Annotated in this window: 20 protein-coding genes and 1 pseudogene; 10 read left to right on the top strand and 11 right to left on the bottom strand. The window is 67.1% G+C overall.

Annotated elements, in window-relative coordinates; translation table 11 throughout:
* Positions 1-335: IS110 family transposase (locus tag GKO32_RS39560; protein ID WP_246245251.1), on the bottom strand; the 335-nt coding region annotated here is incomplete at its 3' end.
* 248 nt (positions 336-583) lie between these two features.
* Here GKO32_RS39560 and GKO32_RS35410 point away from each other — a divergent pair.
* Positions 584-1,711, top strand: coding sequence for an IS110 family RNA-guided transposase (locus GKO32_RS35410; protein ID WP_312869121.1), 1,128 nt, complete (start codon positions 584-586; stop codon positions 1,709-1,711).
* Between the two features lie 190 nt (positions 1,712-1,901).
* Here the strand turns inward: GKO32_RS35410 and GKO32_RS35405 are convergent.
* Positions 1,902-3,141: pseudogene (locus tag GKO32_RS35405) on the bottom strand (IS110 family RNA-guided transposase).
* Between the two features lie 587 nt (positions 3,142-3,728).
* Positions 3,729-4,259, bottom strand: a complete 531-nt coding sequence (locus tag GKO32_RS35400) for an Lrp/AsnC family transcriptional regulator (RefSeq protein WP_312869120.1) — start codon at positions 4,257-4,259, stop codon at positions 3,729-3,731.
* Between the two features lie 176 nt (positions 4,260-4,435).
* Between GKO32_RS35400 and GKO32_RS35395 the strand changes: the two genes are divergently transcribed.
* From GKO32_RS35395 to GKO32_RS35360, 8 genes are all read left to right on the top strand, one after another.
* A complete protein-coding gene (locus GKO32_RS35395; protein ID WP_312869119.1) occupies positions 4,436-7,930 on the top strand; it encodes an indolepyruvate ferredoxin oxidoreductase family protein in 3,495 nt (1,164 codons plus the stop codon).
* A 1-nt stretch (position 7,931) separates the two neighbouring features.
* Positions 7,932-8,861 carry a hydroxymethylglutaryl-CoA lyase gene (locus tag GKO32_RS35390; RefSeq protein WP_154761281.1) on the top strand — a complete coding sequence of 310 codons (930 nt, stop codon included), beginning with the start codon at positions 7,932-7,934 and terminating at the stop codon, positions 8,859-8,861.
* Positions 8,862-8,884: 23 nt separating this feature from the next.
* A complete protein-coding gene (locus GKO32_RS35385; RefSeq protein WP_154761280.1) occupies positions 8,885-9,637 on the top strand; it encodes a CoA transferase subunit A in 753 nt (250 codons plus the stop codon).
* The gene (locus tag GKO32_RS35380) at positions 9,634-10,275 is read left to right on the top strand and encodes a 3-oxoacid CoA-transferase subunit B (RefSeq protein ID WP_154761279.1); all 642 of its coding nucleotides are present in this window, start codon (positions 9,634-9,636) and stop codon (positions 10,273-10,275) included. The genes GKO32_RS35385 and GKO32_RS35380 overlap by 4 nt, the downstream gene beginning before the upstream one ends.
* Positions 10,272-11,039, top strand: a complete 768-nt coding sequence (locus GKO32_RS35375; protein WP_154761278.1) for an enoyl-CoA hydratase-related protein — start codon at positions 10,272-10,274, stop codon at positions 11,037-11,039. The genes GKO32_RS35380 and GKO32_RS35375 overlap by 4 nt, the downstream gene beginning before the upstream one ends.
* A gap of 77 nt (positions 11,040-11,116) precedes the next feature.
* On the top strand, positions 11,117-12,313 hold the full coding sequence (locus tag GKO32_RS35370; protein WP_312869118.1) for an acyl-CoA dehydrogenase family protein: 1,197 nt from the start codon (positions 11,117-11,119) through the stop codon (positions 12,311-12,313).
* A 34-nt stretch (positions 12,314-12,347) separates the two neighbouring features.
* Positions 12,348-13,895: a carboxyl transferase domain-containing protein gene (locus GKO32_RS35365; protein ID WP_166459835.1), complete on the top strand. Its 1,548-nt coding sequence runs from the start codon at positions 12,348-12,350 to the stop codon at positions 13,893-13,895.
* A gap of 5 nt (positions 13,896-13,900) precedes the next feature.
* Positions 13,901-15,748, top strand: coding sequence for an ATP-binding protein (locus GKO32_RS35360; protein ID WP_154761275.1), 1,848 nt, complete (start codon positions 13,901-13,903; stop codon positions 15,746-15,748).
* A gap of 5 nt (positions 15,749-15,753) precedes the next feature.
* Here the strand turns inward: GKO32_RS35360 and GKO32_RS35355 are convergent, their stop codons facing one another.
* From GKO32_RS35355 to GKO32_RS35325, 7 genes are all read right to left on the bottom strand, one after another.
* On the bottom strand, positions 15,754-16,704 hold the full coding sequence (locus GKO32_RS35355) for an aldo/keto reductase (protein WP_312869117.1): 951 nt from the start codon (positions 16,702-16,704) through the stop codon (positions 15,754-15,756).
* Positions 16,701-17,657 carry a hypothetical protein gene (locus GKO32_RS35350; protein WP_154761274.1) on the bottom strand — a complete coding sequence of 319 codons (957 nt, stop codon included), beginning with the start codon at positions 17,655-17,657 and terminating at the stop codon, positions 16,701-16,703. The genes GKO32_RS35355 and GKO32_RS35350 overlap by 4 nt, the downstream gene beginning before the upstream one ends.
* Before the next feature lie 61 nt (positions 17,658-17,718).
* Positions 17,719-19,728 (bottom strand): acetoacetate--CoA ligase, encoded by a 2,010-nt coding sequence (locus tag GKO32_RS35345; protein ID WP_154761273.1) that lies wholly within the window; start codon positions 19,726-19,728, stop codon positions 17,719-17,721.
* Positions 19,721-20,299, bottom strand: coding sequence for a hypothetical protein (locus GKO32_RS35340; protein ID WP_154761272.1), 579 nt, complete (start codon positions 20,297-20,299; stop codon positions 19,721-19,723). The genes GKO32_RS35345 and GKO32_RS35340 overlap by 8 nt, the downstream gene beginning before the upstream one ends.
* Positions 20,292-20,867 (bottom strand): carboxymuconolactone decarboxylase family protein, encoded by a 576-nt coding sequence (locus tag GKO32_RS35335; RefSeq protein WP_154761271.1) that lies wholly within the window; start codon positions 20,865-20,867, stop codon positions 20,292-20,294. The genes GKO32_RS35340 and GKO32_RS35335 overlap by 8 nt, the downstream gene beginning before the upstream one ends.
* Positions 20,868-21,002: 135 nt before the next feature.
* On the bottom strand, positions 21,003-21,974 hold the full coding sequence (locus GKO32_RS35330) for an ABC transporter substrate-binding protein (RefSeq protein WP_154761270.1): 972 nt from the start codon (positions 21,972-21,974) through the stop codon (positions 21,003-21,005).
* Positions 21,975-22,032: 58 nt separating this feature from the next.
* Positions 22,033-22,524: a nuclear transport factor 2 family protein gene (locus GKO32_RS35325; RefSeq protein WP_166459834.1), complete on the bottom strand. Its 492-nt coding sequence runs from the start codon at positions 22,522-22,524 to the stop codon at positions 22,033-22,035.
* A gap of 181 nt (positions 22,525-22,705) precedes the next feature.
* Here GKO32_RS35325 and GKO32_RS35320 point away from each other — a divergent pair, with 181 nt between their 5' ends.
* Complete coding sequence (locus GKO32_RS35320) at positions 22,706-23,158, top strand: MarR family winged helix-turn-helix transcriptional regulator (RefSeq protein WP_154761268.1); 453 nt, start codon at positions 22,706-22,708, stop codon at positions 23,156-23,158.
* A gap of 143 nt (positions 23,159-23,301) precedes the next feature.
* On the opposite strand, the gene GKO32_RS35315 is transcribed toward GKO32_RS35320, so the two are convergent.
* On the bottom strand, positions 23,302-24,405 hold the full coding sequence (locus tag GKO32_RS35315; protein WP_154761267.1) for a dihydrolipoamide acetyltransferase family protein: 1,104 nt from the start codon (positions 24,403-24,405) through the stop codon (positions 23,302-23,304).
* Between the last annotated feature and the right edge of the window lie 106 nt (positions 24,406-24,511).

Here is a 24,511-nt window from a genome sequence, read left to right as displayed (position 1 = left end):
ATACAGCCGCACGGCACGTTCCCGCAGCTCATCAGGGTACTTCTTGGGGGCAGCCACGATGACTTCCTTCCTCGGTTCACATGATCAAACCTGGGTTGGAAGTCTCCGGGCAACCGGGGGAACCTCAGCTGGGGATTGATGTCAGCAACTGGCTGCGACCCGACGCGAACACTTCCTCGGTGCGCCGCGAGCTTGTCCAACAGTGCCCGCAGCTTCGGTTCGCTGTTAGGCAACGGCCCGTCGTGCAGGCGCTTCCCATCGGGGTCCAGGCCAACAGCGTGGTGTTCGCCCTTGCCGACGTCCAAACCCAGGAACACACCGAAACCGCTGCTCATCCACAATGTCTTTCGTCGTATCGCGGGTGGTCACCAGTCAGCCATCGAGCGCCGGCACCCACGTTACGACTGTGATGATCAAGGGGCGCCGCCCCGGATCGTGGCCTGACCCGCGTTACGACTGACCGATGTGTCCTTGTCTCGATCTGTCGGCCTCGGTCCCGGGGCGGTGCTTGCTGCCGCCGGGCTGGTGGGGCGTGTCCCGATAGGGGCTTTGCCGCACTGCGCATCTTCACAGTCCTGACCGCCTGATCTGCCCGGCGTCGGCCAGCCGCCGGCGTTTTCGATCAGAGCAGGAGCCAGCAGACCGTGCCGAGCATCTCTCGTCTTTCTTCCCCTGCCCCGGCCTGCGACGGCCAGCAGGTGATCGTGGGAGTCGACACCCACAAAGACTTCCACGTCGCCGCGGTCGTCACCGCGTTGGGCGTTGGGCGGGGTATCAGGCTCTGGTGAAGTGGGCGCGCGGGTTCGGTGCCGTGCGCCGCGCCGGGGTGGAGTGCACAGGCTCCTTCGGAGCTGCGCTCGCCCGCCACCTCGCAACCGTCGACATCGACGTGTTCGAGGTCAACCAGCCCGACAAGGCCAACCGCCGGCGCCGCGGCAAGAACGACGCCATCGACGCCGAGTCCGCTGCCCGCTCAGTGCTCAACGGACAGGCCAGCGCGCTGGCCAAGGGCGGCCAGGGGCCAGTAGAGATGGTGCGCATGTTCAAGGTGGCCAAGACCTCGGCCCTCAAGTCCCGAACCCAGGCCATCAACCAGCTCAAGGCCGTCCTGGTCTCCGCCGACCCCATGCTGCGCGATGAACTGCGCGACCTCCGCACCGCGAAGCTCGTGCAGCGGTGCATCGCATGGACACCCACCACGCCAACCGACAGCGCTACCGCCGCCCGGTACACCCTGCGCCTCCTCGCATGCCGGATCGACCGGCTCAGCCAGGAGATCGCCGACTTGAACGCGCAGATCGCCGCGGTTCTGGCCGATCACAACCCTGCCATGCTCAACACCTACGGAGTCGGACCCGACACGGCGGCCACGCTCCTCATCGCCGCTGGTGACAACCCCGAACGCCTGCGAAGCGAAGCGTCTTTCGCCGCGCTGTGTGGCGTCAGCCCGGTGGAGGCATCATCAGGCAGGACACAACGCCACCGGCTGAACCGCGGTGGCGACCGCCAGGCCAACTCCGCCCTACGCAGCATCGTGCTGGTCCGCCTGCGCTGGGACCAACGCACCCGCGACTACATCGACCGGCGTGTCCGCGAGGGCAAGACCAAACGCGAAGCCGTCCGGTGCCTCAAACGCTACATCGCCCGCGAGCTCTACCGGATCATCACCGCACCCGATCCACAAGCGACGTCAGCACACCGGGCTGCTTGACGAACAATAGGGGCATCGAGACCTACCCATCGGTGGCCGTGTCCCTATTCAGCGGTCGGTCGATGCCACCAGACCCGGTGACACCACCCCCCGGATCATGGAATCGACTGGGGGCATCAGTCATGCCGAACCTGGCGACCACAGCTCCTTAATCAAGAGCCACGAAAAAGACATCCGATGCGATTAGATGTCAAGTGGCCGGGTTGATCGGCTCGCCGAATGCGACGGTCTCGTCGTAGTGCTGTCCGGTTTGCAGGCAGTGGTGGAGTTGGCCGAGCATCCGGTTGAAACAGGTGCCTCATGGCTGCGGCGTGGCGGTCTCCGGTGGTGCGGCGTCGGTCGTAGTGGCCTCGGGCGCCGGTGGAGCTGGTGAGCGCGGAGAAGGCCCACACGAAGCCGGCCGCAGCGAGTCGGTCGTTCTTCATCCTGCGGTGGGTGATCACGATGCTGCGCCCGGAGGCGCGGGTGACCGGCGCTGAGCCCGCAAACGCTTTGAGAGCGCGGGCATCGGCGAACCGGTCGCGGTCGTCGCCGATCTCGGCCAGCACGCGAGCTCCGGCGGTGTCGGCCAGTCCCGGGAACGAGGTGATGATCGCGTAGTCCGGATGCTGCGCGAACGCCTCGGCTGCGGCGGTGGCCAGTTCGTCCACGTTGGTGCATTCAGTGTCCAATGTGGCCAGTAGTCGCTGGGCTTGGGTTCCCATTGCCTGTTCCACCAACGGTTCCTGCCGAAGATGGGGAATGTGTAATGCATCGCGTAACTCCATCGCCAGCGCTTCGATACCGCGCTGGCGCCCCGCGCGGCGCAGCGCAGCGGCGATCCGCGCCGTGGACAAGCGCTCCGCTTGGGCCGGTGTGGGCGCGATCGCCAGCACAGCCCGGGCCACGCGACTAGTCAAGCCGCCGTCGCGATGCGCGAAGATGGCGAGGAAGGCTGGGAAGTACTCGCGCAGCAGGGATCGAAGCTCATTGGATGCCTTGGTGCGCCGCCAGATCGCGTCCTGATGGGCGCGAGCCAGCACGGCGATGGACCGCGCCAGTTCGGTGTCGGCGGGCAGCCGCCGGTGGGCGTGCATGTCGGTGCGCAGGATGTTCGTTAGCGTCATCGCGTCCACGTGATCGGACTTCGACTGTGCGACCGTGCGGCGCTCGCGGTAGCGAGCCACCGCCATCGGGTTGATCGCGAAGACAGGGCGGCCGGACGCCCGTAGCGCGGCCACCAGCAGGCCACGTGGGGTCTCGATCGCGACGGGGATCGGGTCGGCCGGGTCATCACCGGCCTCCGCCAGCAACTCCAGCATCGCCTCAAAGCCCTCGACCGACTCGGTGATCCGCCGCTTGGCCACCAAGCCGCCGTGTTCGTCGACCAGCGCGAGATCGTGATGTGCTTCCGCCCGGTCCACGCCGCAATACACCTTCGCCACCGGCATCGCCTTCCGTGATGTTGTCACTGTTGGTGCAGGTCAGCACCCCTAGCGGAACCATGCAGCTCCCTAATGGAAGGACTCACCGGTCCGACATCCGATTAGCCGTTCGCGACTCCAGCGACCCGCACGGCTCCCGGTCTTACTGGAGAGCTCAAGGCCCAGGCACCACGAGGGATGGCGCCGTGCGGGCGGGCTGCAACCACGAGCAACAACCTTGCCGATCACCCACGCTCGGCGGGCGCGACACGCCGCCCAAGCGCAGGTGACGAACGGTGTGGTGGCCGCGCCGATCTTCCCGGAGGCTTCACAGGCCGGTACGCCCAAGGCATCGGGCACCACACCGAGCTGGCGAACGGTCCCGCAGCCGGCCGAGCAGCCCATCTTCTTTAAGACCTCAACCGGGCCAGGTAACGGGAAGGCCTGCAGCTGGCCCCGGGACCGTTCGGGACCCATTAGGTAACGGGGGTGCGAGCCCGCGCCCGCCGGGGGCTTTCCGTTCAGTTGGAGATCCTGCGTGACGCCACGGGCGCGCGGGAGCTCGCGATCACGACGATCACGCACGGCCATGCCGATTGTGTCCGAACCGGAAGCTAGTCCAGGTCGGCGTCCTCGACCCCGGCCTGGGGGCTCACTGCACCGGTGCCGGCGCGTTCGCGCTGCAATCCTTCGAGGAGAGGGTGCACACGTCGGAAGATTCGCTGGCGCAGCACAGTTTCGCTGCGCGTTCGTTGTACGCCCGGCACTGTCAGGATGCGCTGGACGACCTCTTCCAGGTTCTCCGGTCCCCGGGCGACGACGACGCACAGCATGTCGCTGTCGCCGGCGGTGGAGTCGGCTTCGATGACTTCCGGAATCCTCCGCAGGCGCGCGGTCACCTCCTCGAGGACGCCCTGCGAGAGGCTGAGCCGCACGTAGGCCTTGGTCGCGTAGCCCAGGGCCACCGTATCGATGCTGGGACCCCATCCACTCAAGACGCCGAGACGCCGCAACTTCTCGAGGCGCGCCTGGACTGTCCCTCGCGCCACCTGCAATTGGCGGGCGTACTCGCGGACGCCCGCGCGCGGCTGCTCGACCGCCAGCAGCAGGATTTTCAGGTCCAGCGGATCGACGTCGTTCCGCACGGTCACTCCCTCCTCGACATGACTGAGCCAGCTGACTTTCCCCGCCCCAGATTACCTGGAGCAGGTTATACCATTGGCTCAATTTTGACACATTTCATTGCCAATTTGGCCTTGTTTGATCTGTAATTTCGACCGTCAGGGCCTTCTATGGCGAAGGATGGTGGGCCAACGTGTCAGTGAGTTCGACGCAGTCGACCGTGCCCGGCGGCATGTCTCTGGGTGACCGTTATGTCCTCACGGCGGGAAGGATGCAGCTGACCGGCATCCAGGCGCTTGCCCGATTACCGATCGATCAGCACCGCAGGGACACCACCGCCGGCCATCGGACCGCGACTTTCATCTCGGGGTACGAGGGCTCACCCCTGGCCGGCTACGACCTCGAGCTCAATCGCATTCGCGAGCTGCTCGAAGCGAACGATGTGACCTTCAAGCCAGGGCTCAACGAGGAGGCGGCGGCAACCGCCGTCCAGGGCAGTCAGCTGGCGAACACACTGGACGGCGCCAACCACGACGGCGTTATGGGCATGTGGTACGGCAAGGCACCCGGACTCGATCGCGCGTCGGATGCGATCCGCCACGGCAACCTGATGGGTGCCCATCCCACGGGCGGTGCCCTGGTCGTCGTCGGTGACGATCCCGCCGCGAAGTCGTCGAGCGTGCCGTGCTCGTCGGAGTTCACCTTCGCCGATCTCGCGATCCCGTTCCTCTACCCCGCGGACAGCCAGGATGTCCTCGATCTCGGCCTGCACGCGGTCGAACTGTCTCGTGCCAGTGGTCTGTGGGTCGGGCTGAAGATCGTGACGGCCGTGGCCGACGGATCGTCCACTGTCGATCTGAGCATGCTCGACCAGCACGACGGTCTGCCCGCGCTGCCGCCGGGTGCGAAGAACCATGTGCCGACAGCTCGGCTGCTGCAGCCAACGCTCGGCCCCCTGGAACGTGACCTGCTCACCACGCGGTTGCGCATCGCGCGGGAGTACGCCGCGATGAACGGACTCAACAGGATCGTCGGCCGCGGCGGCGAGGACCGGATCGGTATCGTCGCCGGCGGCCGCACCTGGCAGGACCTGTTGGCCACGCTGCGCAAGTTGGGAATCGGTCCGGCCGACCTCGGCGCCAGTCCCGTGCGCCTGCTCAAAATCGGCATGCCATGGCCACTGGAACCGAATGTGGTCACCGACTTCGCATCCGGACTCGACGAAGTGCTGGTTCTGGAGGAGAAGCGGCCGTTCATCGAGGCCGCTTTCCGCGACATCCTGTACGGAGTTGCGGGCGCGCCGAGGATCACGGGGAAGTCCGACCCGGATGGCCGTGACCTGGTTCCGTCATGGGGTGAGCTCGACGTCGATGTGCTGGCGCCCCGGGTCCACCGCCGCCTGTCGGCCCATGGTCTCGCGCTGCACGACCCCGACCGCGAGCCGTCCAGCCCAGGGGGCCGGACCCTGTTGCCGATGGCGGCCGATACCAAGCGCGCGCCGTACTTCTGCTCAGGGTGCCCCCACAATTCCTCCACCAAGCCCTCGGGGGACTCCCTCGTCGGTGGTGGGATCGGCTGCCACTCCATGGTGCTGCTGATGGACGAGGCCCAGGTGGGAACGGTCACCGGCCTGACACAGATGGGCGGGGAGGGCCTGCAGTGGGTCGGCATGTCCCCGTTCCTCGACCGTGACCACTTCGTGCAGAACCTCGGGGACGGGACGTTCGACCACTCCGGGTCGCTGGCCATCCGCGCGGCCGTGGCCAGCGGCGTGAACATGACCTACCGGCTGCTCTACAACTCGGCTGTCGCCATGACCGGAGGACAGCAGGCCGTCAGTGGCATGTCACTGGAGCGGATCGTTCAGGTTCTCCGCGCCGAAGGCGTCGCTCGGATCATCGTCACCACCGAGGATCTGAAGCGCTACCGGCGGACCAAGCTGCCTTCTGACGTCGTGGTCTGGCACCGGGACCGGATCGAGGAAGCGCAGCGGGAGCTGGCCGCCACCGCCGGGGTGACCGTTCTGGTTCATGACCAGGAGTGCGCAACGGAGAAGCGCCGCAAGCGCAAGCGAGGACTGCTCGAGACTCCGCAGACCCGGGTCTTCATCAACGAGCGGATCTGCGAGGGATGCGGCGACTGTGGCCGCAAGTCCAATTGCCTCTCCGTCCAGCCGGTCGGCACCGAACTGGGACGCAAGACCCAGATCCACCAGTCATCGTGCAATGTCGACTACAGCTGTCTGAAGGGGGACTGCCCGGCCTTCATGACCGTCACCCCAGGCCGTCAGTCGGCCAAGCGGTCCACCCTGCCCGCGTTGGCCCCGGACGATGTTCCGCCGCCGTCCCCGGCGGTTCCCACGACCGGGTTCGGCGTTCGGCTGACCGGGGTAGGCGGCACCGGTGTGGTCACGGTCTCTCAGGTGCTCACCACCGCCGGCCTGCTCGCCGGTTGGACGGCACGGTCGCTCGACCAGACCGGGCTCGCGCAAAAAGGTGGCGCAGTGGTGTCCGATGTCCGGTTCCACCGCACGGAGACCGGGGACTCCAACAAGCTGTCGCAGGGCGAGTGCGATCTGTATCTGGGCTGTGATGTGCTCGTTGCCGCGGATCCGGTCCACCTTGCGGTCGCCTCGGCAGATCGGACGATAGCTGTGGTCAACACGGCTCAAGTTCCGACCGGCCGGATGGTCTCCGATGTCTCGCAGGACTTCCCCGACATCGACGGACTGGTGGCCACCATCGCGGAGAGGGCTCGCGCTGGCGGGGAGTTCTTCGACGCCGAGGAGACGGTGCTCGCGCTGTTCGACAATGACCAGTTCACCAACATCTTCATGGTCGGAGTGGGCTTCCAGAAGGGAGCCATACCGCTGCCAAGTACGGCCATCGAGGAAGCGATCCGGCTCAACGGTGTCGCGGTCGAGAAGAACCTGCAGGCATTCCGTCGCGGGCGTCAGTACGTGGCCGACCCCGCCGCGCTTCGCGCCGCCGTCGAGGCGTCCGGGGGCGATGCCACCGGTCCGCTGGACCGGTGGGCCGCGCTGCCCGGTGAGAGCGAACTCGATCGGATTGTCCGAACCCGCAGCGAGGACCTCGTGGCCTATCAGAGCCCTCGCTACGCGAATCGCTACCGAGTCGCCATCGAGGCCGTCCGTGCCAAGGAGGAGGCGGTGCTGGCCGGCTCGACGGCGTTGGCCGAGGCGGCCGCCCGGTACCTGCACAAGCTGATGGCCTACAAGGACGAGTACGAGGTCGCACGGCTGGCTCTCGATCCGGCGATCGACGCCGAACTCGCGTCCCGATTCGGCGAGGGCGCCACAGCGTCCTGGCACCTGCATCCTCCGGCGCTCAAGGCCATGGGCATGGATCGCAAACTGCGGCTGGGGCCGTGGTTCCGGCCCGCCTTCACCGTGCTCCGCGGGATGCGCCGAGTTCGCGGAACCCGGTGGGATGTCTTCGGCCGTGCACAGGTGCGGGTCGTGGAACGCGAACTAATCCTCGACTACCTGAACCTGTTGCAGCGCTTCACCGAAGACCTCACCCCGGACAGCCATTCCACCGCGGTCGCGCTGGCCGAGTTGCCTGATGTGGTCCGGGGCTACGAGGACCTCAAGCTCGACAACGTCGCCCACTACCGGGAGACACAGGCCGCGCTCTTGCAGCAGTTCGACGCCGCCTTGACGAGGGGTGCCTGAAATGAACTTCGGTAGCACGCCCCTCGACGACCTGCGGTTGCCGTCCCGGGTGACCATTTACGAGGTCGGCCCACGGGACGGCCTGCAGAACGAAAGCACTGTGCTGCCCGTAACGATCAAGGCCGAGTTCGTCGCGCGCCTGGTCGACGCGGGTCACACCGTCGTGGAGGCCACGAGTTTCGTGCATCCGAAGTGGGTGCCCCAGATGGCCGACGCCGAAGAGCTGTGGCGCATGATCGATCTGACCCCGGGCGTGCGCTATCCGGTGCTCGTGCCCAACTCTCGCGGCCTCCGGCGCGCGCTGGATCTGGGAGTCCGCGACGTTGCGGTGTTCGGCAGCGTCACCGAGACCTTCTCCAGGCGCAACCTCAACCGCACGGTCGACGAGTCGCTGGAGATGTTCGCGCCGGTCGTCGCCGACGCCAGGGAGGGTGGCCTCGGTGTGCGTGGCTACCTGTCGATGTGTTTCGGCGACCCGTGGGAAGGCGAAGTTCCGGTCAGCCGGGTGCTGGAGGTCGCGACGCGCATGTGGCGCCTGGGCTGCACCGAGCTGAGCCTCGGCGACACGATCGGCGTGGCCACTCCTGGCCGGGTCTCTGCCGTGCTCGACGCGCTGATCACGTCCGGCATCCCGGTCGGCTCGATCGCCGTGCATTTTCACGACACGTACGGGCAGGCTCTGGCCAACACCCTCACCGCCCTGCACAAGGGAGTCACCACGATCGATGCGTCCGCCGGCGGGCTCGGTGGCTGCCCCTACGCGGGCAGCGCCACTGGGAACCTCGCGACCGAGGATCTGTTGTGGCATCTGCACGGCCTCGGCATCGAAACCGGGATCGATCTGCGCAAGATGGTCGACACCAGCGTCTGGCTGGCCCACCACCTTGGCCGCTCCAGCCCGTCCCGCACCGTCACCGCCCTCGCCGGCTGACACGTCCCGGAGGAGAAGTCGGTATGGACAAGGTAGTCACCGCCGGACGAGCCCTCGCCGGCCTCACGGACGGCGCAACGCTGGCTGTCGGCGGGTTCGGCCTGTGCGGCATCCCGGCGACACTGATCGAGAACCTGCACCGCGCGGGCGTTACCGGCCTGCAGGTGGTGTCGAACAACTGCGGGGTCGAAGACTGGGGCCTCGGGATCCTGCTGGCAGATCGGCGGATCAGCCGTGTCACGGCCTCCTACGTCGGCGAGAACAAGGAGTTCGCCCGCCAGTACCTCAGCGGCGAGCTCGAGGTCGAGCTGTGCCCACAGGGCACGCTCGCCGAGCGGTTGCGGGCGGGGGGTTGCGGCATTCCTGCGTTCTTTACGCCTGCCGGGGTCGGTAGTCAGATCGCCGACGGCGGGTTGCCATGGCGCTACGCCCCCGACGGCTCGGTGGCGATCGCCTCGCCGCCCAAGGAAATCCGTGAATTCCGCGGTATTCCGTATGTCCTCGAAGAAGCCATCATCACCGACTTCGCGCTTGTCGCCGCCGCAAAGGGGGACCGGCACGGCAACCTTGTGTTCGAGAAGTCGGCGCAAAACTTCAACCCGTTGTGCGCGATGGCCGGCCGGATCACTGTCGCCGAGGTTCAGGAGCTGGTCGAACCCGGTGAACTCGGCCCGGCCGAGGTGCACGTGCCGGGCGTGTTCGTCCAGCACGTCGTGCATGCCCCCGATGTCGAAAAGCGCATCGAGAAGACAACCGTGACGGAGGTCGGTCGATGAGCCTCACGCGTGCCCAGATGGCCGCGCGCGCAGCAGCGGAACTGCGTGACGGCGAATACGTGAACCTCGGTATCGGCTTGCCCACATTGATCCCGGGCTTTCTGCCCGAGGACGTGCACGTAGTGCTGCACAGCGAGAACGGCATCCTCGGCACCGGTCCGTATCCGGCACCCGACGCCGTCGATCCGGACCTCATCAACGCCGGGAAGGAGACCGTCACCATTCGACCGGGCGCTTCGTACTTCGACTCCGCCCTGTCGTTCGGCATCATCCGCGGTGGACACCTCGACGTCGCCGTCCTCGGTGCCATGCAGGTCTCCGAACGTGGCGACCTGTCGAGTTGGGCGGTGCCCGGCAAGATGATCAAAGGCATGGGCGGGGCGATGGACCTCGTGCACGGCGCGCGCCGGGTGATTGTGCTGATGGAGCACACGGCGAAGGACGGCTCCCCCAAGATCCGCCGGGAGAACACGTTGCCCTACACCGGCTTGGGTGTGGTGAACCGCATCATCACCGATCTCGCCGTCATCGACGTAACCGGCACCGGGCTCGAGCTGGTCGAGACGGCACCCGGCGTCGCCGAAGACGAGGTTCGCGCCGCTACGGGCGCGCCTCTCCGGATCGCGGTCGCGTCATGACCGAACTCGTGCACCGCGAAACACACGAGAGCGTCGCGACGATCACGCTTGACTCGCCGGGCAATCGCAATGCGCTGTCCGCCCGGCTCCGCCGGGAGCTGATCGACCACCTCGACGCTGCGATCGCCGATACTGCGGCACGAGTGATCGTACTGACCCACGCGGGCAGCGTGTTCTGTGCCGGCATGGATCTGAAGGAGTCACGCGGATCCGCAGCGGGGGAGCAGGGCGTCCGGGAATTCCCCAGGATCTTGCAGACGGTGTGGGACTCACCGAAACCGGTTCTCGCCAGGCTCACTGGGCCCGCCCGCGCGGGCGGTGTCGGCCTGCTGGCGGCGTGCGATATCGCCATCGCCGCCGACACGACGACCTTTGCGTTCAGCGAAGTCCGCCTCGGGGTGGTTCCGGCTGTCATATCCGTGACCGTCCTGCCCCGGTTGCTGCCGCGGGCCGCGCATGAGCTGTTTCTCACCGGCGAGACGTTCAACGCGGCCCGGGCCACGAAGATCGGGCTGCTCAATCGCGCGGTGCCGGCCGATCAGCTCGATGCCGAGGTCGGCCGGTTTGTGGCCATGTTGCGGCGAGGCGGTCCCGGTGCCCTGGCGGGAGTCAAGGACCTCCTGCGTCGTGAACGACCCAGCTCGATGCCCGCCGACTTCGCCGAGATGAACGAGCTGTCCGCACGCTACTTCGCAGGAGAGGAAGGCCAGGAAGGGATCCGGGCATTCGCCGAAAAGCGAAGTCCGGCCTGGACGACGATCTGAGGAATACCACATGCCCCACGTCCGGCGTTCTCCAGCCGTCGGACCTATTGGTTGTCGCGGCTGTGACCATTGAAGGAGTGATCATGTTCGAGTTGTCCTCTGAGCACGAAGCGTTTCGCACGTCCGTGCGTGATTTCGCCGAGAAGGAGATCGGCCCCCACGTCGCGCGCTGGGACAAGGACCATCACTTTCCCGTGGACGTGGTGCAGAAGATGGGGCAGCTCGGGCTGTTCGGCCTTACTGCTCCCGAGGAGTACGGCGGGGCCGGCACAGACGGAGACTTCACGTCGCTCTGCGTCGCCATCGAGGAGCTGGGCCGGGTCGACCAGTCGATAGGCATCACGCTCGAGGCCGCTGTGGGTCTGGGCATCAATCCGATCCTGACCTACGGGACAGCAGAGCAGAAGGCGCAGTGGCTTCCGGGACTGGTCGCCGGGCAGAAGCTGGCCGGTTTCGGGCTGACCGAGCCGGGCGCGGGCTCGGACGCCGGCGCGACGCGCACGAAGGCCGAGTTGATCGGCGGCGAGTGGGTGGTCAACGGCTCCAAGCAGTTCATCACCAACTCCGGTTCCGAGATCACGTCGGTGGTGACGGTGACCGCTCGTACCGGGACGGCCGCCGACGGCCGGGCGGAGATCTCGGCGATCATGGTGCCCACCGGCACGCCGGGGTTCGTCGTCGAGCCGGCATACGAGAAGCTGGGCTGGCATATCTCAGACACCCATCCGCTGACCTTCACCGACTGCGGGGTGCCGGAGGCGAACCTGCTCGGCGAGCGTGGCCGGGGCTACGCGCAGTTCCTGTCCACCCTGGACGACGGCCGGGTCGCCATCGCGGCGCTGGCGGTCGGCCTCATCCAGGCCTGCCTCGATGAATGCCTGCGATACGCAGCCGAGCGAGAGACGATGGGCGGTCCCATCGGGCGCAAGCAAGGGGTCGCCTTCCAGATCGCGGATCTCGAGGTGGCGCTGCAGGCGGCGCGTCTGCTGACTTACAAGGCCGCGGCGATGAAGGACGCAATGCTTGCCGCCGTGGCCCGGGCGCCGTCGATCAAGGAATTCAAGCGGGCTGCCGCGGTGGCCAAGTTGTACGCCTCCGAGTCGGCGGTCACCGCCACCCGGGTGGCTACGCAGATCTTCGGCGGATACGGCTTCATGGAGGAATACCCGGTGGCGCGCTTCTACCGTGACGCCAAGATCCTCGAGATCGGCGAAGGCACGTCCGAGGTGCAGCGCATGCTCATCGCACGTGGCCTCGGCTTGCCGGTCGAGTGATCACCGAAACTCTGGCACGGCAGGAGCGACGCTGATGCAGGACATGCGATCTCTGACAGCCGAGCTGCGGGAGCGGCTCGCGACGGTGCGGCAGGGGGGCTCTGAACGCGCCCGGAAGAAGCACAGCGAACGTGGCAAATTGCTGGCACGTGACCGGATCGACCGGCTACTCGACCCTGGCAGCCCGTTTCTCGAGCTGAATCCCCTTGCCGCGTATGGGATGTATGGCTCGGACGCTGACGCGTTCGCCGTTCCGAGCGCCGGCATCGTGTCCGGCATCGGCAACGTGAACGGTCAGCTGTGCGTGATCGTCGCCAACGACGCCACGGTCAGGGGTGGCACCTACTACCCCATGACGGTCAAGAAGCACCTTCGGGCTCAGACCGTTGCGACAGAGAATCGGCTTCCCTGCATTTACCTGGTCGACTCGGGAGGTGCGTTCCTGCCGTTGCAGGACGAGGTCTTCCCCGACCGCGAGCACTTCGGGCGGATCTTCTTCAACCAGGCACGGATGTCGGCGCAGGGCATCCCTCAGATCGCCTCCGTCATGGGCTCGTGCACGGCGGGAGGCGCCTATGTGCCGGCCATGTCGGACGAGACGGTCATCGTGAAGGACCAGGGCACGATCTTCCTCGGCGGTCCGCCGCTGGTGAAGGCCGCGACCGGCGAGGTGGTCTCCGCGGAGGACCTCGGCGGCGGGGACGTCCACGCTCGCAAGTCCGGTGTTGTCGACCACCTGGCCGAAGACGACGCGCACGCGGTCGACGTGGTGCGTGGCATCGTCAGCACCCTTGAGCGCCCTGTCATCCAGGCGTGGACCACATCCGAGGTCCACGAGCCCATCGAGGATCCGCAGACCTTGCTCGACGTCGTGCCCACCGACCCGCGCACGCCCTACGACGTGCGCGAGGTGATCAAACGGGTCGTCGACGGCAGTCGGCTGAAGGAATTCAAGCAGCTCTACGGCGACACCCTGGTCTGCGGCTTCAGCCGGATCTGGGGGCACCCGGTGGGGATCGTGGCCAACAACGGCATTCTGTTCGGAGAGTCGGCGGCCAAGGGCGCGCACTTCGTCGAACTGTGCAACCAGCGCGGCATCCCGCTGGTGTTCCTGCAGAACATCACCGGCTTCATGGTCGGTCGGGAGTATGAGAATCGTGGCATCGCCAAAGATGGCGCGAAGCTTGTCACCGCGGTCGCCTCGAGTGTCGTGCCGAAGTTCACCGTCGTCATCGGCGGTTCGTTCGGCGCGGGGAACTACGGCATGTGCGGCCGGGCGTACGACCCCCGCTTCCTGTGGATGTGGCCCAACGCCCGGATCTCGGTCATGGGCGGCGAACAAGCCGCGTCGGTGCTCGCGACGGTGCGCACGGACTTGGCCACCGAGGAGGACGTCGAGGCATTCAAAGCGCCCATCCGCGCCCAGTACGAGACCCAGGGCAGCGCCTACTACTCGACCGCCCGGCTCTGGGACGACGGGATCATCGAGCCCACCGAAACACGCCGTGTGCTCGGCATGGCGCTCGAAGCCGCGTCCCATGCGCCTGTTCCGACGCCGCAGTTCGGCGTCTTCCGGATGTGACCGCCATGAACCCCATCAAAACCCTCCTCATCGCCAATCGTGGCGAGATAGCCCTGCGCGTCATCCGAACCGCGCGCCGGCTCGGGCTGCGCACCGTCGCGCTCTATACCGACATCGACGCAAAGGCCCCGCACGTCGCCGCCGCGGACGACGCAGTGCCGGTGGCGAACTACCTCGACATCGACGCTGTCGTCCGGGCGGCGGTGGCCGGCGGCGCCGACGCCGTTCACCCCGGCTACGGCTTCCTGTCCGAGCGGGCGGCATTCGCGGCCGCCCTGCACGGCGCCGGGATCCGGCTCCTGGGCCCGAGCGCACATGTGATGGAGCAGATGGGGCGCAAAGATGCTGCCCGCAAGGTCGCCGTCGCCGCGGGAGTGCCGGTCGTGCCCGCCTGGGAACTCGGTCCCGGCGGCGAGGCACCCACCGTGCCCGCTGATCGGTTCCCCGTGCTGGTCAAGGCTGCTGCCGGCGGCGGTGGAAAGGGTATGCGGGTGGTGCACTCGGCCGCTGAGCTCGAGGAGGCGATGGTCGCAGCGCGGCGTGAAGCCGCCTCGGCGTTCGGGGACGACACCCTGTTGATCGAAAAGTATGTCGAGCGCGGTAGGCACCTCGAGGTGCAGGTCATCGGCGACACCCATGGCACCGTGCTGCACCTGTGGGAACGCGACTGTTCCACCCAGCGCCGGCACCAGAAAGTGCTGGAGGAGGCACCTGCTCCGACCATCACCGAGGAGACCCGCGCGGCGCTGACCCAAGCCGCGGTCGACCTCTCCCGCGAAGTCGGCTACGTCGGCGCCGGCACGGTCGAGTTCCTCTTCGACAGCGCCACCGGCGATTTCTACTTCCTGGAGATGAACACCCGCCTTCAGGTCGAGCACCCGGTCACCGAAGCGATCACCGGCCTCGACCTGGTGGAGCTGCAGCTGCTCGTCGCCGCGGGCGAGCCGCTGCCGCTCACACAGGACCAAGTGCGCCGCGAGGGGCATGCCATCGAGGCGCGGGTCTATGCCGAGGACGCGTTCGGCGGATTCCTCCCGCAGGCGGGACGAACCGGGCTGGTCAGCTGGCCGAAATCGGCGGGGGAGAGCGGTGCGACGATTCGCGTCGACCACGCCCTGTTCAGCGGGCAGGAGGTCAGCACGTCTTACGACCCGATGCTCGGCAAGGTCATCGCGCACGGACTGGATCGCGAGGCTGCTCGCCGCGGGCTGGTCACAGCGCTCGACGACACGATCGTGCATGGGCTGGTCACCAACACCGGATTCCTCCGGCAGCTCGTCGCCTGCGGTGCTTTCCGCGACGCGACGATCGACACGGCCTGGCTGGACCGGCCCGAGGCGAGTCAGAGTGCGCTCACCCCACCCGACCCCGCGCGAGCCCGGGTCGTCGCCGGCTGGGCGGTGTACCTGGACGAGCGGAAGAACGCGGGCCCGTTCCAGTCCGACGGCTACCGCCTCGGCGGCCCGCCCGCCCGAATCGTCGTCGACCTCGACGAACCCGTCGAACTCACCGGAGACGCCCCCGTCGTGCCGCCGGCGACCGTGACGCCGGACGCGGTTGAGCTGACATACGAAGGCCACCGCCACGTATTCAGACGCCCCGACCCCGCGCGGCAGCACGGTGCCGCGGCAAGCGACGGCTCGGTCCTGGCGCCGATGCCGGGCACTGTGCTCGAAGTCCGTGTGGAGCCCGGACAACACGTAGCCGGGAACGACCCGCTTGCCGTGATGGAGGCCATGAAAATGGAATTGACCTTACGCGCACCATTCGACGGCACCGTGACGACGGCAGAGGCGGTGGCCGGGACACAGGTGGCTCTGGGCGCTGTGCTGTTCGCGATAGCGAAGGATTGATCGAGCTACGCGGAGAGCGTCAGCCCGTGCAGCTCAGCGAGCTCGTCTTCGGTCAGGCTCAGCCGGGTTGCCGCCAGCGCAGCCTCCAGCTGCATGGGCGAACTCACGCTCGTGATGGGCGCCGTGACGCGCGGATGGTGCAGGAGCCATGCCAGCGCGAGGGTGGCCATCTCGACATCGTGCTCCTTGGCCCAGGCCCGCAGGCCGTTCAAGACGTGAAACAGATCCCGGGCGAGGTAGCGGCGCGCCACCTGGACCCGGAATCCGTCGGCTTCGAGGTCCTCGGGCACCGTGTACTTGCCGGTCAACAGCCCGCTCGCAAGCGCGAAGTAGGGGTAGACCGCGAGTCCGTGGCGTTCGGCGACATGGGCCCACTCGCGTTCGAAGGGTTCTCGGTGGAGGAGGTTGTAGTGAGGTTGCAGCGCCATCGGCACCGCCTCTTCGTGCTCCCCCGACCAGGCCAGCCACTGTTCGGCTCGCGTCACGCTCACGTTGGAGATGCCGGCGTACCGTACCTTCCCCGCCTGTACCAAGGCGTCGAACGCCGCCGAGATCTCGGCGATCGGCACCTGCACCTCATCGGCGTGGGCGTAGTAGACATCCAGGTGGTCCGTGCGCAGACGCCGAAGTGAGTCCTCTGCCGCCCGTTCGATGTTCGCCGCCCGGAGCCCCCAGCGCTGTGGCATGAGGCCCACTTTCGTGCCGATGACGACTTGGTCCCGCCGGCCGGACCGGGCACACCAGCGCCCGATGGTGTCCTCGGACTCGCCGCCCGACAGCCCGGGCGCCGCAGCCGTGTATTGGTCGGCGGTGTCGAGCATGGTCCCACCGGCATCGACGTACGCATCCAGGATCCGCATCGCTTCCGCATCCGTGACCCGCCAGCCGAAGACATTGCATCCGAGCACGATCCGCACCCGAGGCACGAGAGCGGGGGGCACGTGAGGCTCGCTCACGGTGTCGGCTCCAGAGTGAGCTGCCGCCCGGCTTCGACTTCATCCACTGGGATGCCGTCGATGAAGATGTTCCGGGCAGCGTACGGCGTCGGCTCCAGGGCAGGGTCGTCGGCCAGCAGGCTCACCGCCCCGGGCGCCAGCTCGGGGTCGCCCTGGAGACCCGGGAAGTGGAACTCCACCAGCATCGAGCCGTCGCCGTTCTTGCTCCATGCCCAGTGCGGATCCATTTCCGGGATGCGGAAGACCTCGTGCCTACCCACCTCGGAGATTGCGTACTGACCGCCGTCCGCGGCGACATTGTAGGCGTTGAGCGACCCGCGGATGACGAAGTTCAGCTGCTCGGCCTCGTGGATGTGCGGTGTCGAGTGATAGGCACCCGTGCGAGTGGCGACCATCAGGCTCATGGCGCGACCATGCACGAGCTCGGTCTGCAGCGACACAGTGAGCATGGCCGCCCCATACGTCATCGACTCGGACTCTCCCTTGACACAGGTCAGCCCTGTCGGCTCGCGCCCGATCGCGTCCGCCTCGTCGGCGGCGTTCACCCGGTACTTCGACGCCGCAACCCAGTGCGTGGGCAGCCGGGCGAACGACGACTCGGCCTCCCACGCGGCGGCGACCACCGGGGCCGGAGCGCCCGGACCCCCGACCAGCTCGACTCCCACGACCACCTTTGCGTCCGTGGTCGACTCGTTGCGCAGCCAGGCAATCATCGTGCGTGGGATGCGGTAGTAGGACCCCTCCGGGAGGTAGCGCGATCGCAGGATGCCATCCAAGCCGAGGACGAAGAATGTTACGTCGCCCGTCATGACGTAACCCACGCGCTCGGAGGTGGTGAAGACCGGCTGTTGCCGGCCGCCTGCGGCGATCGTCTCGACGACCAGCAGGCCGGACCGACCTGCGACAACCTGCTTCGCAGGATTCGCGAGGTCGATCGGGTACGTGAGCGACATCTGTTTGCTCCTTCGGGAAGGCTTGCAGGGTTTGGTTGCACGGTGCTGACCTCGTCGGGAGTCAGCCACCACTTCTGGTTCCGAGGACGGGTCGCTTGGCGATGTAATGTGCCAGATCGAGGTACGCTTCGTGGTCGTCGAAGCTCTCCAGACTCGCCACCTCTCGCGGATCGCCACCCTGGAGCAGCCGTTTGACCGGCACCTCGACCTTCTTCCCGGTCTTGGTGTGCGGGAGTGCGGTGACGACGAAGACATGGTCCGGCTCGTGGCGCCGGGAAAGTTCCGACCGGATGGCGCGGCGAACCGCGGCGACGAGCTCTTCGTCGTCTTCGGGCGTCCTGCCGGAAGGGCTTCCCGCCACGGGGACCACGAACATGGGGATCCAGTAGGGGTGATCAGCGTCGTCGTCCACGCCGACGACGAGGACCTCGTGCACGCCCTGGACCCGCTCAACGACCGAGTAGATCTCGGCGGTTCCGATCCGCACACCCCCACGATTCAATGTGGCGTCGGAGCGGCCGTGCACTTCGACGGTCCCGGTCGAGTGGACCGTCACCAGGTCGCCATGGGCCCAGACGCCGGGGAAGCGGGCGAAGTAGGTTTCGTGCAGACGGCGCCCGTCCTCATCTGCCCAAAAACGTAAGGGCATGCTCGGCATCGGGTTCCGGACGACGAGCTCCCCGGGTACGTCGAAAACCTCGCGACCGGTCGTATCCCACGCTTGCATGGCCACCCCGAGGCAGGGTGCGGGGATCCTCCCGGCCCGCACGGACAGGGTCATCGCCCCGCCGCAGAACGCCGTCGCGACCTCGGTGCCGCCGCTCATCGAGATCAGTGGCGCCTCAGGCACCTGCTCACGGACCCAGTGATGCAGGTCAGCGGGAAGCGGGGAGCCCGTCACACCGAGGGCCCGAAGCGACGGCGACACTCCCGCGAGCGCACCGCCCGAGGACCGGACACGCTCGAGGTAGCCGGGGCTGGCGCCCACTACCGCCGCGTTTTCACGCTGTGCGACATCCCAGAAGTGGGACGCCGTGGGGTAGGTCGGAGAGCCGTCGTACAGCACCACTGAGGTGCCCACCGCCAGCCCGGACACCAGGATGTTCCACATCACCCAACTGGGGGAGGTGAACCAGCTGAAATGATCGCCGGCCCGGAGGTCCCACTGCAGGGCCAGGCTCTTGAGCTGCTCGGCGAGTATCCCGCCGTGGCTATGCACGATGCCCTTGGGTCTGCCAGTCGTCCCCGAGGTGAACATGACCCATAGCGGGTGGTCGGCCGGCAGGTCGTCGATGGGGTCGGCGGGCTCGCCGGCCACGGCATCCGCCCACGGGACGACGGTCGTATCGGTGTCCGGCAGCGGCCCGCCCGGCTCGACGAGAATCACCGTCCGCACAGACGGGATGCGCGCCAGGATGAGCCGGATGTCATCGCGTCGGTCGATGAACGAGCCGGCCCAGCTGTAGCCGGCTGCGGCCACCAGGACCGTCGGGCTCAGCTGACCGAATCGCTGGGCGACTGCCGCTCCGGACAGGTCCTGTCCGGCCAGTGCCCAGATGGCGCCGAGGCCCGCGGCGGCGAGGAACGCCGTCGGCGCGGCGGGCACGTTCGGCAGGTAGCCGACGACAACGTCACCGGATCCCACGCCTGCCCGCGACAACTCGCCCCGGATACCGGCGACGTTGTTCCTCAGCTCGTCCCATGAGACCTCGCAGCGCCCTCCGCCGTCGTTGACGGCGATGATGGCAGGCTCGGTCGGCAGACCTTGTCTGAGGATGTGGCCGGCGAAGTTGGTGCGCAGCCGAGGGAACCATGTGCCTTCGCCCGGCCAGGCCGGATGTGCCTCGGCGTCGCGCACGGCGCCGACCACGCCGAAATGGACCAGCAGGTCGCTCCAGAACTCCGCCGGTCGCTCCGTCGACCAGTCGAGCAGCTCGCCGTAGTCGCGGAGCGACCTGCCGCGGCGTTCACCGGCCCAGCGCGCGAACGCGGTGAGGTTCGCACGCTCCACGACTTCGGGGCCGGGAACCCACAGAGGGGTCTCCGGGGTGGCCGTGGCAGGCTCACCCATGGTCAGCCAGGTCCCACTGCTCGGCGGTCCGGGCCGGCTGCCCGGCTTCTTCTGCCAGGAATTCCTTCATGCGGGCCAACCCGAGGCTGATCATCACGAAATTGCCGTAAACGGTCTCGGCCGACATCCCCCCGGCCTCGTCGAATTCCATGATCGCGGCCGCGTCATACGTGTAGGCCCTGGCCCGTGGAAGGCCCAGGAAGTCGCGAGCGGGAAACGCCGTGATTGTGTAAAGCGCGAGTGCCCGGTTTTCTCCCGGGAATCGCAGCACGTCGTTCAGGACGGCGCGGTAGGACAGGAAACGGTCGCCCAGGTTCTCCCACACCTTCATGTAGCCCGCTTCGCCGCTGGACACGGCGAAGGGGTGGGGGTCGTCGGGATAGCATGGGCTGGCGACCCGATAGCCGACCGACTCGATCAGAGTGTCCGCGATGGCCTGCAGGTCGGCGCTGTTCTCCGCGTCGATGTGCCCCTGCACGAGCGCGGTGATCTTGGCGTCCGAGTGAAGCTTCTCGACCGTGCCGGTCTCTTCTCCGCGGTGGTCGCGGCCAGTGGCGTGGGGCTCACACATCGAGGGGCCGTTCGCCGGTGGGCTCCTGGATGTCGAAGCACTTCATGAGCATCCCGGTCATGGAAAAGAAGCCCGCAATGGTCACCAGCTCCGTCAAGGCCCGTTCTCCCAGCAGGTCGTACACCTGCGCGAACTGCCCGGCGGAAATGGTCTCGCCCCGCATCAGCGCACGCAGAAGCCGGTAGCAAGCGTCCTCGTCCGGCTGGTCGAAGGCAGGCGTTTCGTTGCGGCAAAGCGCGTCGAGCGCTTTCGCGTCCACTCCGGCCCGGACCGCCAGTGGGTAGTGGTTCACCCACACGAAGTGCACGTTGAAGTGGCGCGCGGCGACAAGTGTTGCCAGCTGGTACAGACGTTGCTCGAGGACACCGTTCTTCCCCAGCTCAAGGGCCATTCGGTCAGCCGCCCGCGCGAGATCGGGCGTCCGGATCCACAGCGTGAACGGTCCGACGATCCCGTTTCCTGGTCGCGACCTGACGATTTCGTCATACGCCGCCCGCTCGTCCTCGGTGAGTGCGTCGACGGTGGGCGTCGCCACCTGGGTGCGCGCGATCCGGTCTCGGAAAGTCATGAATCGTTCCCTCCTGACTGCTCGGTTGAAATGGAGTGAATCTCGGCCAAGGCTCGTCCGTGCGCCGACATGCGACCGCTGTCTCAACCGGCATCGCAACTGTCGTGCGGCCCGATAGGGGTACGGACCCGGATTTCATCGGGGCTGGTAGATGTACTTCGCCGCGTCGATGGGGGACTTGAGGTAGCCGTACTTCACCATCAGATCGACGTAGGACTTGACCGCGTCGAGCTGGATGGTGCTGGGCTCGAAGACGGGGAGGGCCATGCTCCTGAGCTGCTTCTCCGGCACCTCCGTGTGTTTCAGGCCGATCTCCACGATCTTCTCGGGATTGGCGGACAACGTCTCGTTCGCGCTCGTGATCGCCTCGTAGAACGCCTTGGTTTCGACGGGGTGACTGTCCACCCATTTCCGGGTGGCCATGTAGACCACCTGCGGCACTCCCGGGGTCGACGCCGAGAAGGGGGCGAAGAGCACTTTGAGGCCCGCCGACTTCGCCACAGTGGTGAAGGGCTCGGTGAGAAGCGCGGCGTCGACGGTGCCGGCCTTGAGCGCGTCAACCATCCCGGTGATGGGCAGCTCGACGAACTTGATGGTCGACGAGTCGCCCCCGTCGTTGTCGACCGCCGCCTGCACGGTCATCTGCGACTGCCCGCGAAGGGCCACGATGGCGACGGTCTTGCCGGACAACTGGCGGGCCGAGGTGATCCCGCTCTTCGGGGCGACCATCACGCCGGTCGGGTCCGTGGCAGCCGTCGTCGCACATGCTGACGCCGAGGCGACCATCACGACGTCGTTGCGGGCAGCGACGGCCGTCATGACGCCGGAAACGTCCGACGAGGCGAACTGGATCTGACCGTTGAGCAGCAGCGGTACGGCCTGCTGGCCCGACGCGACCAGACTGGACTTGGTCGTCAGGCCGGCCTTCTTGAAGGCACCCTCGGCCTCGGCCTCGTAATACGAGGCGCTGGAAAGCGAGGCCACGACGCCCACGTCCAGCGTCCCCGGGGCGTTCTGCTGGCCTGACCCGGCGTTACTGCCGCAGCCTGCCGCGGCGAGCAGCAACCCGGCGATCGTCGCGGTAAGGATGCGCTTGGCCGTTACCATCGTGCATCTCCTTGAATAAGTGTCGGGGAACGAGGTCGGGACGACTGGTTCCCCGGGGCTAGGACGTCTCGTTCACCTTCTGACGGTCACCTTCGCCGGCGAGGAACTCGCGCATTCGCCGCATGCCGCGGCTGACGGCCACGAGGTTTCCGTAGGCGGTCTCGGCGCGCATGGCACCGTTGTCGTCGAACTGCATGACGGCCGCGGTCGGACACGTGTACTCGCGGCCTGCGGGAAGGCCGAATATGTCCACCGACGGCGTGGCTGTGACGGTGCAGAAGACCACCGCGAGGTTGCGCTCCGGGATCGCGATGCACTCGTCCATGACGAGGTGGTAGCTCTCGAAGGACTCGTACAGGTTTGTCCACAGGCCCAGGTACGACTCCGAGCCGTCGTCGACCTGGTAGGGAGTCGGGTCGTCGGGATACCGCGGCGACATCACGTGGTACTCGACCCTGGGGTCGAGAGTGTGGTCGATGGCCGCGAGGTCGCGGCTGTTTTCCGCTTCGAGATGCTCGTGCGCGAGCTCGCGGATCCGCTCTGCAGACAACACAACAGTCCTTCCCGGCGCTGTAGCGGGCGTCACATGAGTGATGGAACTGTACAGGTAAACCTGTACGTGCTGTCAACGCTCTGGCCGAGCGAAATGTGCGGTCGCATCATGTGCGGCCGGGGTCTTGGCGGACTGCCCTGATGTCGTCACCCGGCGCTGGCGTATAACCTGCCTTGACATGGGGACCCCCAAGACGGAATTCCGAATCGACATCGAGGCATGCGCGAAGCAGCTGCCCACGAGCATCGCGATCCTCGTCCGCCGCATGCGGCTCGAGGGCGATGTTCCGGCGTCCTTCGCGAGCGTGCTGGGCCGATTGGAGATCGTGGGGAGCATGACGGCGACAGAGCTGTCCGAACTGGAGCACGTCCGTCACCAATCGATCACCCAGACCGTCAAGGCGCTTGAGGCCAAGGGTTGGGTGCAGATCACGGTCAATCCGGACGATCGCCGCCAGCGGTTGGTGAGCCTCGCACCAGCCGGCAGAGACATACTCACCGACCAGCGACGTCGACGAAGCGAGTGGCTGATGGTCCAGATGGACACCCTGCTCACCGAGCAGGAGCGGACGCTGCTCGCCGCCGCGACCCCCCTGCTCGAACGACTCGCGATGGGCGGGCCCGCCGACTGACACAACTGCCCGGCGGGCCATGCTTCGGCCACTCACCGCTCGGCTGCCGGCCGGCCGCAACCCCCGTCAAGACAGCCGAGCCAAACTTCCTTGCGCAGCAAGAGAATCAAACAACGAGCTGAGCTTACGCACGGGGGCCGCCGTCACACGTACCACATCGCCTCGTGCGGATCGTTGAGAATCGCCGCGATCCTGGCCAGCGCATTCGAGGCCAGCGCGCCGTCCACGACCCGGTGGTCGATCGACAGGGAGAGCGTCATGACCTCGCGGATCTCCACCCGGTCCTCGACCGGCAACGTCGCTCGTCTGGCGGCGCCCACCGCCAGGATCGCAGTCTCCCCAGGGTTCAGGATGGGTGTGGCCCCGTCCACGCCGAGGGGACCGAGATTGGTGATGGTCACGGTGCCGTGCGCCATTCCCTCGGGCCGGGTCTTTCCGGCCCGCGCGGTATCGACCAAGTCATTGATGGCGTCTGCCAGTTCAGGCAGCGCGAGGCGCTCGGCCCCCTTGATGTTGGGTACGACGAGGCCCCTGGGCGTCGCGGCCGCGATGCCCAGGTTCACCTGAGACATCAGCACGATTTCCTGTTCGTCCTCGTGCCAGCTCGCGTTGAGGTCAGGGAAGGACCGAAGGGCAATGAGTAAGGCCCTGGCCACGAACACCAGAGGAGTCACCCGGCGATCAGCCCACTCCGGGGCCCGTCGAACCCGGCGGACCAGCTCCAGGGTCGCCGTGACGTCGCAGGTCATCCAGATGGTCGCGTGCGGCGCCGTGAACGCCGATTGGACCATCGCAGCAGCCGTCGCCTTGCGCACGCCGGTCACCGGCACGCGAACCACGGTCGGCGGGGCGCCGGCAGCGACCGCGACCGCGTCGGGGCGCTCATCGGGCGGCGAAATGTGCAGACGCCGAGCGACCGTCGGCTTGGGGCCGTCACCCACGAGGACGAGAGGGCTCGCGTCCTCGTTCTTGTTTTCCGGCTCGGTCGGCGGGGGAGACGTCTCGGCCGGCACGTCAACGCTGATCAGTGGCCTCCCCACCACCACCGTCTCGCTGAGCTGGGCATGGAGCTCGGCCACGATGCCCTCGTAAGGGCTGGGCAGCTCGACGACCGACTTGGCGGTCTCGATGTCGCAGACGATCTCGTTGACGGCTATGCGATCGCCGACTCCGACATGCCAAGCCACGATCTCGGCCTCGGTCAGTCCCTCCCCGACATCCGGGAGACAGAAAGTGTTTCTCGTCATGGCAGGGTCTGACACCTCTCAGCGGGCGAGTCCGGAGCCGAAGCTCTGTTCGATGGTCGTGAGGACCCGGTCGACGGTGGGGAGGAATTCCTCCTCGACCTGGGCG

It is taken from the genome of Amycolatopsis pithecellobii (assembly GCF_009707865.1).
Lineage (GTDB): Bacteria > Actinomycetota > Actinomycetes > Mycobacteriales > Pseudonocardiaceae > Amycolatopsis_E > Amycolatopsis_E pithecellobii.
The sequence above is the reverse complement of the archived record's forward strand: the minus strand, read 5'-3'. Positions and strand labels throughout refer to the sequence as shown.